Raw genomic sequence first — 12,887 nt, 5'->3', positions numbered from 1 at the left:
CTCAGCCGGGCAGCAGAGCCGGCCCGGCGAAGGCGTAGAGCCGCCCTTCGCCGATCAGATGCGCCCTGAGCCGGCCGCGCGGCAGGATCGGCGCGAAGGCGGCGTCGAGCACGTTGAGCCCGCCCGCGAGCGCGCCGAAAGCCGGCAGAACGAGCCGCTCCCCGTCCCCGGCGAAGCAACGGCGGCGCAGCGAGCGGCCGCGCCCCACCACGCGCGCCACCGGATGGAGATGACCGGCGACCTCGCCCGGTGCGGGTCCCGCCGACGGCTCGTGGCGCAGCGTGAGCCCGCTCACGCCCAGTTCGGACGCCACGTCGCCGCCGAGCGTCGGCGGCAGAACCGGATCGTGGTTCCCGGTCACCCAGATCCAGTCGCGTCCCACCATCAGCCGCGCGAGACGCCGTCGATCATCGTCGCCTAGGCGCGCGGGCCCGTCGCGGTCGTGAAAGGAATCGCCGAGCGCCACCACGGCGGCGGGATCGAGCGCGCCGACGACCCCTTCGAGGCGCGCGAGCGTCGTCGCCGTGTCGTAGGGCGGCAGGAATTGCCCCGTGCGGGCGAAGGAGGAGCCCTTCTCGAGATGGAGGTCGGCGACGACGAGGAGCCGCTCCGCCGCGATCCACAGCGCGCCCGACGCATGCAGCGAGAGCCTCGTGCCGGCGACGGTCACGGGGCTGATCGCGTCCTCGGCGCGCGGAGGTGAATCGACGAAGTTCATGCTTCGTTCAATCTCTCGCCGATGCCGATCGGTCAAGCGGAGGGTTGTCGCGGGGCGTTGCGCTCGAGCGTTCGGGAACCGGTCCGTGGCCCGCGCGTTTTCCAGACATCTCGAACCACATGAGGGAGACGAGACATGGATAAGGATCGCATCCACGGTGCCGGCAAGCAGGTGTCCGGCACGGTCAAGGACGCTGCCGGCAAGGTGACGGGCAACACCCGTCTCGAAGCCGAAGGCAAGATCGAAAAGACCGAGGGCAAGGTGCAGTCCGCCATCGGCAAAGCGAAGGACGCGGCGCGCGACACTCTGCGCGACTGATCCCGCCGCTTTGGTCACTCCGGCGAGGCCCCGCGCGATGCGGGGCCTCGTTGCGTTTGGGGCTCAGGCGCGCGCGGTGTCCGAGCGTGAGGTCTTCCGGGTCGCCGCGACGACGCCGATGAGCGCGAGGAGCGCGAGCGGCACGAAGAGATCCATGTAGAGGATCACGCCGGCATTGCCGGCCGCCATGTCGCCGGTCGTTTCGATCTGGATGATGTGGCCGATGCCGTCGCCGCCGAGAAAGCAGAGCGCAGCGATCGCCACCGCGAGCGGGAAGCCCAAATCGCGGCGGAACGCGGCGATGAGGCCGGTCACGCCGAGGGAGAGGTTCGCCATCCCGATCTCGAACTGGAACGGGCTCGTCGGCCACCCGATCGAGGCGGCGACCTGGGCCGGCGCGAAGATGTGGCCGGAGAAGGCCCACAATCCCATCAAAGCCAGCGGAAAAACGAGGATCCAGCGCAGCAGCACCCGGGCGATCCGCTCGGGTCCGAAGCCGCGTCGGCGGATCAAGAGTTCGGCGAGCGCGGCCACGAAGGCGAGCACCACCAGCGCGAACGGCACGACAGTGACCATTGCTAACCTCCCCCCAAACGTCCTCAGCCCAACCCTGACGCCAGCGCCTTGCCGGCACCACTTTGCCCTTATGCCGGCTCCGGCGCCTGAAGCCGCTCGTCGAGCCCCCCGATCGCCGCCAGCGCATCGGCGACGCGGTCGCGGTGTTCGCTCAGCGCCTTGTAGGCGAGCTGGGACTCATCCAGCGAGAGCACCTGTTCGCGCAGGGAAAGCGCGAGCCGCGCACCCTCGGGATGGGCGCGCAGGGTCGTCAGCGGATCGACGTAGATTTTGATGGTGAAGAGGATGTCGCCGTTCGCGAGCTTGCGCAGGGTCTGGCGCTCGACGCGGATGAAGACGCGCGAGGCGACCGCATCCTCGTCCGCGGTCCAGTCGCGGTCGCGCGGGAGCTGCTTCGATTCCGGATGGTGGAGGTTTGGGTCGGGATTGAGCGACCAGTTCATCCGCCACGCCGGGATCTCCGGCCGGAGGCTGTCGAAGATGCGGCTCATCCGAACCGCAAGCTGCTCGGCATAATGGGGAACGGTCGCGTGGATGGCGTCGAGATTGCGCCCGAACTTCTCCGCGAGGGACCACGACGAGGGAAAGCACAACGCGGCGGCGACGAGGCGCCAGCCGTCGTCGGCCCGGCGCATCACGCAGAGGTCTTCCTGCACGAGACGCGCCGCCTGCAGCAGCGGCGGCTCGCCGCCGGCCGCGAGATCGACGGCCGCCCCCGACGGGACGACCGTGACGACCGAACGGTCGCGCTTGTAGAGGTCGGGGAGGTGCGCGGTCAGATGGTCGGCGACGAGGTCCGCGATGAGCCGCTGGCTTTCGACCGTGTCCGGCTCGGCCAGAAAGACGACATTCCGCTTCTCGGCGAACAGGGCCTCCTTCTCGGCGAGATAGGACGTGAGGTGTTCGTCCACCTCGAACCACGTCGCCATGTCGAGCGGCTGGAGGCCGATCGTGAAGGGCTTGCGGGAGCCGTCATAGGGTGTGTAGCGCAGCGCGGACATCGGGAGGAAACCCACTTCATGCACGGACGCCCCGTCCGGGCGGACGGGGCGGTGGCCCCGAAGGGCCGGAATGCCGGCCGAGGCCGGCATCGAGCGTTGCGATCGGATCGAGCCGACCCGATCGCCGGAACGCGGCGCTCAGGCGAGCGCTTCGAGCTCGTCGATCAGCGCCTCGATGACGCCGAGGCCCTTGCTCCAGAAGGTCGGATCGCGCGCGTCGAGACCGAACGGCGCGAGCAGCTCGGCATGGTGCTTGGTGCCGCCGGCCTTGAGCAGGGCGAAGTACTTCTCCTGGAAGCCCGCATCCGCCTGCCGATAGACGGCATAGAGCGAGTTCACCAGACAATCACCGAACGCATAGGCGTAGACGTAGAACGGCGCGTGGATGAAGTGCGAGATGTAGCACCAGAACGTCTCGTAACCCGGATTGAGCCGGATCGCCGGGCCGAGGCTCTCGCTCTGCACCTCGAGCCAGAGCTCGGAGATGCGGTCGGCGGTCAGTTCGCCGCTGCGGCGCTCGAGGTGAACCTTCCGCTCGAAGGTGTAGAAGGCGATCTGGCGCACCACCGTGTTCAGCATGTCCTCCACCTTGGAGGCCAGCATCACCTTGCGCTCGGTCGGGGTGCGGGTCTTTTCGAGCAGGCTCTGGAAGGTCAGCATCTCGCCGAACACGCTCGCCGTCTCGGCGAGGGTGAGCGGCGTCGGCGCCATCAGGGCCCCGTTCGGCGCGGCGAGCACCTGATGCACGCCATGACCGAGCTCGTGGGCGAGCGTCATCACGTCCCGCACGCGGCCCTGATAATTGAGGAGCACGTAAGGGTGCGCGCTCGGCACGGTCGGATGGGCGAAGGCGCCGGGCGACTTGCCGGGCCGGGCCGGCGCGTCGATCCAGTTGTTCTCGAAGAAGCGGTCGGCGATCGAGGCCATCTCCGGCGAGAACGCGTTGTAGGCGTCGAGCACGGTTTGGCGCGCGGCCGGCCACGGCACCACGCGATCGTCGGCGTCCGGCAGCGGCGCGTTGCGATCCCAGTGGTCGAGATGATCCTTGCCGAGCCAGCGCGCCTTGAGGGCGTAATAGCGGTGGGAAAGCCGCGGGAAGGATTCGCGCACCGAGGTGACGAGCGCCTCGACGACCTCGCGCTCGACGCGGTTGGCGAGATGGCGGGAATCCGCCACGTCCTCGAAGCCGCGCCAGCGGTCGGCGATCTCCTTGTCCTTGGCGAGCACGTTCATCACCAAAGTGAAGACGCGCAGATTGTCCTTGAAGGTCACCGCGAGCGCCTCGGCGGCGGCCTTGCGGACCTCGACGGAGGCGTCCTGGAGGCGGTTCAGCGCCTGTTCGAGCGACAGCTTCTCGTCGCCTATCGGCACCACCAGGGCGGCGATCGTCTCGTCGAACAGGCGGTTCCAGGCGCCGCGGCCGGTGACGGACTTCTCGTGGAAGAGCTGCTCGATGCGCGGCTCGAGCTGATAGGGCTTCTCGCGGCGGACGTCTTCGAGCCAGGGCCGATAATAAGCGAGCGCGGGATCGGCGAAGCCGGCCTCCAGCGCCGCCTCGTCGAGATCGTTCAGTTCGAGGGAGAAGAACAGGAGATAAGCGCTCGCCGTCGTGAGCTTTTCCTGGACGTCGCCGTAGAACTTCGCGCGCTTCGGGTCGGTCGTGTCGCCGGCATAGACGAGGCCTGCGAAGGAATAGAGCCGGCCGAGCAGCTCTTCGAGCTCCTCGTAGCGGGCGACGATCGCCGCGAGGGCGGCGCCGCCCTTGCCCCCATCGAGCGCGCCCGCGAGCGTTCCCTTCACCTGCTCCTCGAACGCCTTCGATTCTTCCAAGGCGCGGGTGAGGTCGTGAGCGACCTGCGGGGAATCGATCGCCGGATAGAGGTCGGCGAGATTCCACTCCGGCAGATCGCCGAGGGAGGAAGCGGCGGCCGCGCCGGCGGCGGCGCGAACAGCGGAACGCAAATCGAACATGCTCGGGCGAACTCCTTCGCGGCGCAGCCTGGCCGGCCGAGGGCCGATGCCGTGCGGAACGCCGGGCCGATGCGAGCCTCGGATCGAGGCGCCTCTAGACTTAGGGCCTCTCCCCCGTCGGGATCAATCGGCTCGACGGGGATGTGACCGTCTGAAACGCCCCAGACGGCTCCGCAGTCACGCTCCGTTAACCCTTCCGTCGTTGAAGTCGTTGGCGGTTTCCGTCTCAGGTGGAGGCGGTTCGCGGACGCTCTCCGCACCGGCAGCGAGGCACACTTCATGACATTCCGTCCGACCGCGCGCTTCGGTGCGACCGCCCTCGCGCTTCTCCTCGCCTTCGGCGCCGGCCGCGCCGTCGCAATGCCGGCCGCGCCGGGCGCCGCCGCGGAGATGGCGGGCGCGCCGGCCATGGTCGAGAGCGACACACCGTCTCCGACCGCCACCGTTCCCACCGTCGATCCGCTGGCCGTTGCGCTCCGCGCCGCGATCGAGGTGCACACCGGCCCGCTCGCCGGCTCCGCCCCCGTGGACAAGGGCGAGCGCGACGAGGCCGCCGCCGCCCTTGCGGCGGACAAGGACGCCAAGGTCGACCCGGCCTGGGCCGCGATCGGCCAGTTCTACGTCGAGCGGGATTTCGAGCCCGTGTGGTATGCGGGCGGCGTCGCGACGCCGGCGGCGAAAGCCGTCGCCGCCCGCCTCTCCCATGCCGGCGAAGACGGGCTCGACCCCGCCGCCTATCGGGCGGGGACCACCGGCTTCGGCACACGAGGACCGGAGACCCCGGCGCGGGTTGCGGCGGCGGAGCTCGCGATGGCCCAGGCCGTCCTCGCCTTCGCCCACGACGCCCAGACCGGCCGCGTCGTCCCGAGCAGCCTGTCGTCGCTGACTGCGGACAAGCCGAGCGCGCCCGATCCGAGCTCGGTCCTGCGCGTCGTCTCCAGCGCCGCCGATGCCGACGCCGCGCTCGAATCCTACAACCCGCCCCAGGAAGGCTTCCGCCGCCTCAAGGCGAAGCTCGCGGAGATCCGCGCCGGCCGGAAGGCAGTTGCGAAGCCGGTCGCCGACGGCGACGCGCTGAAGCCCGGCATGCACGATCCCCGCATCGTCGCGATCCGTGAACGCCTCGCCTTGCCGAGCGACGCCGACGCCGATCTCTACGACGACGACCTCGTCGAGGCGGTGAAGACCTTCCAGGCAGACCACCGGCTGAAGCCGAACGGCATCATCGGCGCGAGCACGGTGCGCGCCATGAACCGCGGCCTCGGGGACGAGGCCGTCACCGGCATCCTCATCAACATGGAACGCTGGCGCTGGATGCCGCGCGATCTCGGTGCCGCCCACGTCTGGGTCGACATCCCCGGCTATTCGGTGGCGGTCGTGCGCGACGGCAACACGGTGCTGACGACCCGCGTCGTGGTCGGGCGCGCCACCAACCAGACGCCGACCTTGTCGAGCCGCATCGTCAACATCGTCGTCAATCCCTATTGGAACGTGCCGGTCTCGATCGTCCGCAAGGAGATGCTCGCCTCGATCCGCAGCAACCCGTCCTACCTGACACGGCGCAATTACGAGGTTCTGGTCAACGGCAAGCGGGTCGATCCCCATTCCATCGTCTGGTCGGACAAGACGGCGCGACAGGTCTCGATCCGCCAGAAGCCCGGCCAGGGCAATGCCCTCGGCAACATCAAGTTCCTGTTCCCGAACGACTTCTCGGTCTATCTCCACGACACGTCGGCAAAGGCCCTGTTCAGCAACGAACTCCGAGCCGACAGCCACGGCTGCGTCCGGGTACAGAACCCGATCGCCTTCGCCGATGCCCTCCTCGCGGACGAGCCGCACTGGAACGGCAGCCGCCTCGAAAAGCTCGTCGGCGGCTCCGAGCGCTGGGTCCGGCTGACCAAGCCGGTCGACGTCCACCTGACCTACTTCACGACGGTGGTCGACGCCGACGGAAATCTCGACATGCGCGCCGACATCTACGGCCGCGACGACGCCCTCAAGGCCGCACTGGGGCTCTGAGGGAAAGAGCTCGGGCTCTGAGCGGGCGCTCGGCCAACTCTACCGCGCCGCGCCGCTCGTCCGGAGCAAACCCGCGGCGAGGAAGCCGCCGTCGATGGCGATCACCTCGCCGGTGACGAAGCTCGCCTCCTCCGAGAGCAGGAAGGCGATCGGTCCGGCCGCTTCATCGGGCAGGCCGTAGCGGCGCTGGGGCACGTTCGCGAGCCAGGCGGTCCGCAACGGCGTGCCGTGGGTGCGGGCAACCAGCGGGGTCTCCACCGGCCCGAGCGCGACGGCGTTGACGCGAATGCCTTGAGACGCGAGCGCGACGGCCATGCCGCGGGTCAGCGCGACGAGGGCACCGTGGGCGGCGCCGTTCGCAACCTCGTTGACGATGCCGCGCAGGCCCGCGGCGGAGGCGACGTGAACGATCGCCCCGCCCTCCCGCATGCGGGCCGCGACCGCCTGCCCCATGGCGAAGGCGCCGACGACGTCAACCTCCAGCACCCGGCGGAACAACGCCACCTCGGTCGCCTCGAAGGTCTCGTCGACAGCCAGGTGCGCGGCATGGACGAAGCCGTGGATGATGCCCCATTCGTCGCAGACGCGGTCGAGCACGCCGCCGACCTGATCTTCGTCCGCGGCATCGACGGGCTCACCGATCAGCCGCTCGCCGACGTCCCCCATGGCGTCGAGGGCGTCGTCGATGGCGTCCTCGTCGCTGTCGAGCACGGCGACGCGCCAGCCGTCGTCGACGAGCCGGCGGACGGTCGCGAGCCCGATCCCGGTCGCTCCGCCGCTGATCACGGCCACAGGCCCCTCGCCGCGCCGGACGACCATCACCGCTCCCCTTCGTGAATCGCCGCGCGCGGCACACCCTCGTGGGCGACTTTGAAGCCAAGGTGCCCGGCAATGCAATCGGGCTCGGCGCACCGGGTGCGTGGGCTTCCGGAGCGAAACGCCAAGACGTTGCGAAAAGGCATGAAACGAACAGACGGCGGGCTCTTCGGGGTTGGGATGGCGATCATTAGGAGCTATGTAAGGGCCGGCCCCGCCCGGTGGCTTCCGGCCCGACCGGCGCGTCCCGACCGATGCGCCGGTCGCGTCCGCGATCATTCAAGAGGAGCGCAGCGCCCATGGTTTCCAAGCTCGAACAATTGCGCCAAGTCTCGGTCGTCGTCGCGGATACGGGCGAGATCGAAACCGTGCGCCGGCTCAAGCCGCAGGACTGCACCACCAACCCCTCGCTCCTGCTCAAGGCCGTCAATCAGCCCGCCTACGCCCACCTCGTCGATGCCGCGATCGCCTGGGGCAAGCAGCAGAACGGCTCGTCGGAAGCGGTGCGCGACGCGGTGTGCGATCACCTCGCCGTCTCCTTCGGTGTCGAGCTGTCGGGCATCGTGCCGGGCCGCGTTTCGACGGAAGTGAATGCCGACCTCTCGTTCGACACCGAGGCGACCCTCGCCAAAGCGCGCGCCCTCATCGCCGACTACAAGAGCCGCGGCGTCGGCCACGACCGCATCCTCATCAAGATCGCCTCGACCTGGGAAGGCATCCGCGCCGCGGAGATCCTTCAGAAGGAAGGCATCGACTGCAACCTGACGCTGCTGTTCTCGATGGCCCAGGCGGTAGCCTGCGCCGAAGCGGGCGCGTTCCTGATCTCGCCGTTCGTCGGCCGCATCCTCGATTGGCACGTCAAGAACGGCGGCGGCCCCTACACGCCGGAGACCGATCCGGGCGTCGTCTCCGTCCGCAACATCTACCACTACTACAAAGCGAACGGCATCAAGACGGTCGTCATGGGCGCCTCGTTCCGCAACACCGGCGAGATCGAAGCCCTCGCCGGCTGCGACCGCCTGACGATCGGCCCGTCGCTGCTCGACGATCTCGCGAAGGAAGAAGGCGAGCTGAAGCGCGCCCTCGATCCGGCGCAGAACGACGGCGCGCCGGCCCGCATCCACTACGACGAGAAGGCGTTCCGCTTCGCCCTCAACGAGGACGCGATGGCGACCGAGAAGCTCTCGGAAGGCATCCGTCAGTTCGTCAAGGACCTCGGCTCGCTGCGCAAGATCGTCGCCGAGCGCCTCGCTGCCTGATCCGGCGCGACCTTCGCGCATGAAAAAGGGCGGGTGCCACGCGGCATCCGCCCTTTTCGTTTGGCGAGGGTGAAGCGGCCTACTCGGCCGCCTCCTTGATGGCGAGGAACGCCTCCAGGCTGTCGTCGAGCGCTTCCATCCAGCGGGTGTGGTGGACGGGCGCCTGATTTCCGGTCAGCACCGAGACATAGGAATGGTCGCGGTAGCCGAGGATCGAGTGCTCCTTGTCGTGCTCCCATTCCTTGAAGAGCGCCGCAACCTTGTCGACGTCGAGGAAGGGATAATCCGTCGCGGCGAGCAGATCGCGCATGTATTCGGTCTGGTAATCGATCGCCTCGAACGGGTTCGCCAGCACCTCTTCCCGGGCGCGCCAGGATTTGATGTCGGCATCCTGCTCCGCGGCCGACGGCAGGCTGAGGCGGCCGAGGATGACGTCGCGGGCATACCACGCCTGCGCATCGAACATGTTGAAGGTGTAGTACTGATCCTGCATGCCGATATAGATCAGCTTGGGATTCTGCTGCCAGAAGATGCCCTTATAGAGGTTCAGCGGATAGAGGCGGTTGTTCGTCTTGAGCCTGAGGTCGTCCGGCAGGAACGGGAAGTGGTGCTGATAGCCGGTGCAGAGGATGATGGCATCGACCTCTTTCGAGGTGCCGTCCTTGAAATAGGCGGTCTTGCCTTCGACCTTGGTGAGCAGCGGCTTCTCGGTGAAGCCTTCGGGCCAGTTGAAGCCCATCGGCTTGGTGCGGTAGCTGAAGGTGATCGATTTGGCACCGTACTTGAAGCACTGGGTGCCGATGTCTTCCGCCGAATAGGACGAGCCGACGAGCAGGATGTTCTTGCCGACGAACTCGTTGGCGTCACGGAAGTCGTGGGCGTGCAGCACGCGGCCGGGGAATTTCTCGAAGCCCTCGAAATAGGGCACGTTCGGCGTCGAGAAGTGGCCGCTCGCGACCACGACGTAATCGAACTCCTCCGAGCGCGTCTCGTCCTTCTTCTGGTCCTTGACGGTGACGGTGAACTTCTCGGTCTCCGGCGAATAGGAGACCCAGCGCACCGGCGTCGAGAACTGAACATATTTGCGCACGCCGCTCTTCTCGACGCGGCCGGCGATGTAATCGTGGAGCACCGCGCGCGGCGGATAGGACGGGATCGGCCGGCCGAAATGTTCCTCGAAGGAATAATCGGCGAATTCGAGGCATTCCTTCGGGCCGTTCGACCACAGGAAGCGGTACATCGAACCGTGGACGGGCTCGCCATATTCGTCGAGGCCGGTCCGCCAGGTGTAGTTCCAGAGGCCGCCCCAATTGCTCTGCTTCTCGAAGCAGACGATCTCGGGGATCTCCACCCCCGCCTTTCGGGCGGATTCGAAGGCCCGCAATTGCGCGAGGCCGCTCGGCCCCGCTCCGATGATGGCAATCCGCTTCGTCATGGTTCCCGCTCTCGTCGGATGAGAGATTGATTCTGGAGGCCGCGTTCTTCTGTCCGGGCTTCAGCCCGTGGCTGTGCGACGCGACCGAACGGTAACAACAAAGCCGACTTGTTGGCAAAAGATTTTATCGTGAGGAATAAAACTTTCCGCACGCGGCCTGAACGGGCGCGCCCCGCGGTCCGTCCGCAGGGCCGCGCTCAGTCCCGCAGCGCCTCGGCCACCAGCCCCTCGGCGTCCTCGCGCAAGGCGGCTTCCGCCAGGATCGCCTCGTTCGCCATGCCCGAGACCGCCTCCCGGCCGATGTCGAGCAGCACCGGCACGGCGAGCGGCGAGACGTGATCAAGCGCCTTGTGGATGATGCGGCCGCGCACGCGCGCGAGCATCTCGCCGAGGCGGCCGATGTCGAGAAGGCCCGCCGAGGCGTCGGCCCAGGTGGCGCGCAGGAGGATGTGGTCGGGCTCGTGGCTGCGCAGCACGTCGTAGACGAGATCGGTCGAGATGGTGACCTGCCGGCCGGTCTTCTCCTCGCCGGGATGGCGACGCTCGATGAGGCCGGAGATCAGCGCGCAGGCACGGAACGAGCGCTTCAGAAGATAGCTTTCGGCGAGCCAAGCATCGAGATCGTCGCCCAGCATGTCCTCCTCGAACAGCCGGTCGAGGGAGAGCCGGCCGTCAGCAATCATGGCGCCGAGATCGCCGAGCCCCCACACCGCGAGCGAATAATCGGACGCGACGAAGCCGACCGGCCGGGCCCGCACGCGCTCCAGGCGGCGCGTGAGCAGCATGCCGAGCGTCTGGTGGGCGAGCCGGCCCTCGAACGGATAGGCGACGAGGTAGAAGCGGTCGGCGCGGGGAAAGGTCTCGACGAGGAGTTCGTCCCGCCCCGGCAGCACGGACCGCCGGGCCTGGATCGCCAGCCACTCGCCGACCTGATCCGGCAGCCCCACAGCCGCGGCGGGATCGGCGAGGATCGCCCTCACCCCCGCCGCGAGATAGGTCGAGAGCGGGAATTTGCCGCCGGCATAGACCGGCACCTTGGGGGATTCGCCGCGGGCGCGGGTGACGAGCGCCTCCTGCTCGCGGATCGCCTCGAACTTCAGGACCTCCCCGGCGAACAGGAAGGTGTCGCCCGGCGCGAGGGATTCGATGAAATATTCCTCGATCTCCCCGAGCACCCGGCCGCCGCGCCCGACCACACCCGTCGCCTTGCGCGAGGTGAGGCGCACCTTGAGCAGCGGCGCCTCGATGATGGTGCCGACATTGAGCCGATATTGCTGGGCGACGCGCGGATGGGTCAGGCGCCACAGCCCATCGATGCCACGGCGGATCTTGGCGAACCGCTCGTAGGAGCGCAGCGCGTAGCCGCCGGTCGCGACGAAATCGACGACGCGGTCGAAGGTCGTCCGGTCGAGGCCGCGATAGGGCAAGGCGGAGGTCACCTCGGCGAACAGGCCGTCGGCCGAGAAGGGCGCGGCGCAGGCCATGCCGAGGACATGCTGGGCGAGCACGTCGAGCGCGCCCGCCTTGAGCGGCGGCGTGTCCTGGACGCCGAGATAATTGGCGTCGAGCGCGGCGCGGCACTCCATCACCTCGAAGCGGTTCGCCGGAACGAGGACGGCCTTCGACGGCTCGTCGAGCCGGTGGTTGGCGCGGCCGATGCGCTGGGCGAGCCGGCTCGCCCCCTTCGGCGCGCCGAGATTGATGACGAGGTCGATGTCGCCCCAGTCGATGCCGAGATCGAGTGTCGAGGTGCAGACCACCGCCTTGAGCCGGTTCGCCGCCATCGCCGCCTCCACCTTGCGGCGCTGCTCGCGGTCGAGCGAGCCATGGTGGAGCGCGATCGGTAGATTGAGCTCGTTGATGGTCCACAGCGCGTGGAACACCCCTTCCGCCTGGCTGCGGGTGTTGACGAACACGAGGGTCGTCCGATGCTCGGCGATGAGCCGGTAGATCTCGCCGTAGGCGTAGCGGGCGGAATGGCCCGACCAGGGAATGCGCTCGGCCGTCTCCAGGATCGAGATATCCGGCGACGCGCCGCCCTGCACGACGATGCGGTCGGCCTCCGCCTGGGGACCCGCCGCCGGTTGGGGCATCAGCCAGGCGGCGAGGCCGCCGGGATCGGCGACGGTGGCGGAGAGCCCGGTCGCCCGGAGCCGCGGCGCGAGCGTGCGCAGGCGCGCCACGTCCAAGGCGAGGAGATCGCCGCGCTTCGAGGTGACGAGCGCGTGGAGTTCGTCGAGAATGATCTCATCGAGGTCCTCGAAGAAGCGCGCGGCATCCGGCATTGAGACGAGGAGCGCGAGCTGTTCCGGCGTGGTGAGCAGAATGTCGGGGGGCGCCTCCTTCTGGCGCTGGCGCTTGTGGGCCGGCGTGTCGCCGGTGCGCGTCTCGACCCGGATCGGCAGGTCCATCTCGCGGATCGGCGTTTCGAGATTGCGGGCGATGTCGACCGCGAGCGCCTTGAGCGGCGAGACATAGAGGGTGTGAACGCCGCGATAGGCCTCGCCGGGGCGGCGCGCCGGCCGCTCCGCCAGCGCCACGAGGCTCGGCAGAAAGCCGGCGAGCGTCTTGCCGGCGCCGGTCGGGGCGATGAGCAGGGCCGAGCGCCCCGAAGCCGCCATGTCGAGGAGTGCGAGCTGATGCGGCCGCGGCGTCCAGCCGCGCGCGGCGAACCAGTCCGCGAAGCGTCGCGGCAGCAGCGCGGTTTGCAAGGCGTCGGCGTCCAGGGTGTCCACGGCTTCAGATGTAGTGCGTGTCGGCGCCGAGGAAAATCC

At 68.5% G+C, this 12,887-nt stretch carries 10 protein-coding genes; 3 read left to right on the top strand and 7 right to left on the bottom strand.

Features of this window, described 5'->3' with window-relative positions:
* Window position 1: 1 nt before the first annotated feature.
* Window positions 2-718 (bottom strand): ligase-associated DNA damage response endonuclease PdeM, encoded by a 717-nt coding sequence (gene pdeM / locus F0357_RS17265; protein ID WP_153484947.1) that lies wholly within the window; start codon window positions 716-718, stop codon window positions 2-4.
* 135 nt (window positions 719-853) lie between these two features.
* Between pdeM and F0357_RS17260 the strand changes: the two genes are divergently transcribed.
* Window positions 854-1,036 (top strand): CsbD family protein, encoded by a 183-nt coding sequence (locus F0357_RS17260; protein ID WP_153484938.1) that lies wholly within the window; start codon window positions 854-856, stop codon window positions 1,034-1,036.
* A 63-nt stretch (window positions 1,037-1,099) separates the two neighbouring features.
* Here F0357_RS17260 and F0357_RS17255 read toward each other — a convergent pair whose 3' ends face one another.
* The 3 genes from F0357_RS17255 to F0357_RS17245 form a co-directional block, all read right to left on the bottom strand.
* Entirely contained in the window at window positions 1,100-1,612 is a 513-nt protein-coding gene (locus F0357_RS17255) for a DUF6790 family protein (RefSeq protein WP_153484936.1), read from the bottom strand.
* A gap of 68 nt (window positions 1,613-1,680) precedes the next feature.
* Window positions 1,681-2,637 (bottom strand): heme-dependent oxidative N-demethylase family protein, encoded by a 957-nt coding sequence (locus F0357_RS17250; protein WP_312861642.1) that lies wholly within the window; start codon window positions 2,635-2,637, stop codon window positions 1,681-1,683.
* A 114-nt stretch (window positions 2,638-2,751) separates the two neighbouring features.
* Complete coding sequence (locus F0357_RS17245) at window positions 2,752-4,584, bottom strand: M3 family oligoendopeptidase (RefSeq protein ID WP_153484934.1); 1,833 nt, start codon at window positions 4,582-4,584, stop codon at window positions 2,752-2,754.
* Window positions 4,585-4,863: 279 nt separating this feature from the next.
* On the opposite strand from F0357_RS17245, the gene F0357_RS17240 reads away from it, so the two are divergent.
* Window positions 4,864-6,603, top strand: a complete 1,740-nt coding sequence (locus F0357_RS17240) for a L,D-transpeptidase family protein (RefSeq protein WP_153484932.1) — start codon at window positions 4,864-4,866, stop codon at window positions 6,601-6,603.
* A 39-nt stretch (window positions 6,604-6,642) separates the two neighbouring features.
* Here the strand turns inward: F0357_RS17240 and F0357_RS17235 are convergent, their stop codons facing one another.
* On the bottom strand, window positions 6,643-7,395 hold the full coding sequence (locus F0357_RS17235; protein ID WP_208948392.1) for an SDR family NAD(P)-dependent oxidoreductase: 753 nt from the start codon (window positions 7,393-7,395) through the stop codon (window positions 6,643-6,645).
* Between the two features lie 323 nt (window positions 7,396-7,718).
* Between F0357_RS17235 and tal the strand changes: the two genes are divergently transcribed.
* The gene (gene tal / locus F0357_RS17230) at window positions 7,719-8,678 is read left to right on the top strand and encodes a transaldolase (protein WP_153484921.1); all 960 of its coding nucleotides are present in this window, start codon (window positions 7,719-7,721) and stop codon (window positions 8,676-8,678) included.
* Between the two features lie 79 nt (window positions 8,679-8,757).
* Here the strand turns inward: tal and F0357_RS17225 are convergent, their stop codons facing one another.
* Together F0357_RS17225 and F0357_RS17220 are read right to left on the bottom strand one after the other, a co-directional pair.
* Window positions 8,758-10,113, bottom strand: a complete 1,356-nt coding sequence (locus F0357_RS17225; RefSeq protein WP_153484919.1) for a trimethylamine monooxygenase — start codon at window positions 10,111-10,113, stop codon at window positions 8,758-8,760.
* 197 nt (window positions 10,114-10,310) lie between these two features.
* A complete protein-coding gene (locus F0357_RS17220; RefSeq protein WP_312861641.1) occupies window positions 10,311-12,848 on the bottom strand; it encodes a ligase-associated DNA damage response DEXH box helicase in 2,538 nt (845 codons plus the stop codon).
* Window positions 12,849-12,887: the final 39 nt, after the last annotated feature.

The sequence above is a fragment of the Segnochrobactrum spirostomi genome (assembly GCF_009600605.1).
GTDB lineage: Bacteria > Pseudomonadota > Alphaproteobacteria > Rhizobiales > Segnochrobactraceae > Segnochrobactrum > Segnochrobactrum spirostomi.
The sequence above is the reverse complement of the archived record's forward strand: the minus strand, read 5'-3'. Positions and strand labels throughout refer to the sequence as shown.

What these genes read in the sequence shown, in the direction of transcription:
- F0357_RS17225 (WP_153484919.1), bottom strand. Translation starts at nt 10,113, where the DNA reads ATGACGAAGCGGATTGCCATCATCGGAGCGGGGCCGAGCGGCCTCGCG.
- F0357_RS17240 (WP_153484932.1), top strand. Translation starts at nt 4,864, where the DNA reads ATGACATTCCGTCCGACCGCGCGCTTCGGTGCGACCGCCCTCGCGCTT.
- pdeM (WP_153484947.1), bottom strand. Translation starts at nt 718, where the DNA reads ATGAACTTCGTCGATTCACCTCCGCGCGCCGAGGACGCGATCAGCCCC.
- F0357_RS17255 (WP_153484936.1), bottom strand. Translation starts at nt 1,612, where the DNA reads ATGGTCACTGTCGTGCCGTTCGCGCTGGTGGTGCTCGCCTTCGTGGCC.
- tal (WP_153484921.1), top strand. Translation starts at nt 7,719, where the DNA reads ATGGTTTCCAAGCTCGAACAATTGCGCCAAGTCTCGGTCGTCGTCGCG.
- F0357_RS17260 (WP_153484938.1), top strand. Translation starts at nt 854, where the DNA reads ATGGATAAGGATCGCATCCACGGTGCCGGCAAGCAGGTGTCCGGCACG.
- F0357_RS17245 (WP_153484934.1), bottom strand. Translation starts at nt 4,584, where the DNA reads ATGTTCGATTTGCGTTCCGCTGTTCGCGCCGCCGCCGGCGCGGCCGCC.